This is a genomic window from Vibrio ichthyoenteri ATCC 700023 (assembly GCF_000222605.1).
Taxonomy (GTDB): Bacteria; Pseudomonadota; Gammaproteobacteria; order Enterobacterales; family Vibrionaceae; genus Vibrio; species Vibrio ichthyoenteri.
On the sequence record NZ_AFWF01000297.1, the window covers coordinates 1 to 3080 of the forward strand.

General features: G+C 39.6%; 2 protein-coding genes. Both read left to right on the plus strand.

Annotated elements, in window-relative coordinates; all coding sequences use genetic code 11:
- On the plus strand, nucleotides 1-2869 hold a 2869-nt coding region (gmtZ, locus tag RH85_RS19640; protein WP_006714482.1), incomplete at its 5' end, for a gamma-mobile-trio integrase GmtZ.
- A gap of 1 nt (nucleotide 2870) precedes the next feature.
- Nucleotides 2871-3080 (plus strand): gamma-mobile-trio protein GmtX (gene gmtX / locus RH85_RS23350; RefSeq protein ID WP_006714483.1); only part of this gene is annotated, 210 nt, incomplete at its 3' end.

Here is a 3080-nt window from a genome sequence, read left to right on the forward strand (position 1 = left end):
GAAGACGGAATATTCGCAGCGTTACAAAGAAGATAAGCGTCTTCCCTCGAATCCAAGCCAGTATTATGCCGATGACTGGATAAATTTGGCTCAGTTCCTATTGCCTAGTGACATATCTAACCTAAAACAGTTCAAATCAGCATGCTCGATTCTTAAAATCTCAAACTCTGTTGAATACAAAAAAGTACGAAAAGACTATCCGCAACTGCCATCTAAACCAGAAAAAGTAATCTGGAACTGGACTAACTGGTATGACGCTTTAAACATACCACGACCTTATTCATACGATGAGCTTTGCTCTCTAGTTAGGAATAATCAGATCACTAGCCTTTCTGAATACGCGAAATTTCGAGTTAAATCTAAAGACCCAAGAATCCCTGTAAAACCAGAAGAATATTACAAAGAAAAAGGCTGGACGAACACGTATGACTTTTGGGGAATACCAAGACCCTACCAAGTAAAATACTTTACTGAAGATTGGAAACTGTGGGCAGAGAAAATAACAGAGTTTCTGAAAGTAGCTCGCGGCGGAGATACAAAAGCGAAAGATTTATGTGAGTTTGTGCGTGAATATATTGAACCGAACGAACTAGGAAAATGCCCCCTAGAGTTCTTGACTCGTAAATCAACGAATATTCAATCAATGCTCAACTTACTAGAGCAAGTACCAGTTACACGTAAGAAAAAATGGATTTACTCAATCAATGAGTTTTTGGATTGGGTCATATTGAACTATTTGATCATTGAAGATGAGGAAACAGGAGAAGTCACTCATATCAAAGGGGCAAAAAACCCTTTAGCGCACATCAATTATAATGGTGAGTCTAATTTTCAAAGTATCAGTGAAACCAATAAATTAGCGTTACCCTATCAGTACGTTAAGGAAGGTCGTGAATGGATCTTTCCCGCAGATTCAATAACTCAAAGACTAAATTTCTCAGATTTGGCGCACCTACATAATTTTCCAGCAGATTGGGTTCTAGTCGATGATGAATCTTTATTGGATAAAAAAGACCCTGATTGTGTGTTTAAAGTTGAGGATGGAAAATCTTACCTTTGGCTTCCTATATATTGGACTTATACCTATTCCCTAATGCAACTACCAGCTCGAGGAATGCAAATCGTTTATTGTGATTCTGGTGAGGCAGATTCGGAAGTCGCAGACTTTAAAAATGGTCAGGTAATATGGAAGAAGAATAAAACTAGGTTAGTAGGCTTGACCGTCAGACAAGCTATGGTAAGCAAGTCTGGCAAAGATGAATTTGGAGTCCATTACACCTCCAATAAAACCAAGTTTGATGGCTCAGGTTATACTATTCCTTTTATGCCAATCGATCTTGCTTATTGGCTAGTTAAATTGAGAAAATGGCAACAAAAATATAACCCTATAAAGGAGCCAACAAGTTGGACAGACTGCGAACGAACTAACCTCAATGAGGTTCAGCGTAAGCAAAAAGGTAGAAATTGTTTTCTTTTCCGTGACTATCAAGAAAAAGAGCCGGGAACTTTTGGTGGAAGGTTAGCAACGAGACTTGCAGCCGCTCTTTTCTTCTCAGCAAAGAACGATATAACCACTGCAACTTATCGGGGATTAAAATACTCTGGAGTTATAGAAGAACTAGAAAATAATCCTACAGTCCCCCTTTCACACTTTAAATCTCCTTACACTCCCCACTCAATGCGCGTGAGTTTAATTAACGCTTATGCTTACGAATTCGGTATACCCCTAGAGGTCATAATGAAGCTTGTAGGCCACTCCAGTATCATTATGGCAATCTACTACATCAAGAGTGATAAGACCGGCGCTAACCTCAGAGAAAAAATGAAGGTAGGAGAAAAAGAGGCTTTGAGTAATGCAACAAAAACACTTAGATCGTTTGTGGAGCAGCAGAGGATAGAAGAGTGCAAATCGCAACTTGTTGGTTCCTCTGTTGATCTATTAAATTCACTAGACAACAGCCGTCCTGCATCCAATTATCTCTTTAAAGACTTTGGTATCTGTCCCGTCGGAGGTGCTTTTTGTAGTGAGGGCGGATGCCCCGTAGCAACAAAGGCCAATATTTATCACCCCGTACCAGCAGGCTATTTGGGTGAACAAAATTGCATTCAATGCCGATTTTTTATCACAGGACCTGCATTTATGTTGGGACTCGCTGCGACTTTTAATGAGGTCAGTCTAGCCGTGAATATTCAATCCTATCGCTATTCTCAGTTGGAACAGAAGCTTGACACGGTCGCTGAAAAAATAGAGGTAATTGATCACCAGTTGTATCAATTGAAAACAAGTAGTCCTAATAAAGCAGCGGTTGAAAATGAACGCAAAAATTTGGTTGACGAACGACACCACTTAAACTCAGAGATTGAAACTCGTGCAAAGAAACTCGATTTGTATATGTCTGATATGAATGCCATACATCGTCATATCCATAACTGTCAGGATCTTATTAATCATCCGAGCACGAACAGCGCCAAGGCTTTGCAACTTATTGTTCCACAAGAGTTAAACGTAAGCTTTGAGCTAGATGACGTAAGTTATTTTCATCAACTCTCTGAGGTGTGTGAGAACGCAGAACTTTACCATAGTTGCAGTGATGACCAGGCGGTAACAAGACGCTCTCAACTTTTCGACAAAGTCATGATGAAAAATGGCATGCAACCTAAATTTTTCTTGTTAAATGAAGAAGAACAATTAGCAGTAGGAAATCAGCTAACTGAATTGATGTTGACTAGATTGAAAGGCTGGGAGAACGTCGATCGACTTATGAATGGTAGCTTGATGTTGAAAGACTTATCTATCGATCATCACTTTAATGACAAAGTAATTCAGGAATTATTCGAACGATCTAAACCACTAAAAAGGATTAGTTGATATGACAAACCTCAGTCCTGAACTAGTTTTGACACAACTAAAACGGAAAGCTTCATCGCGTATCCAGAACTCACTCGATGCCGTTTTTACAATTTGCCAAGAACAGCAAGATCGAGGGCTCAATGATTTTAGTTATTCGACCGTTGCTCGATTGGGGAAAGGGCGAGGAGTTCCTGCCGCACAAAGTATTAGAAATAAAACAGGCGAACCT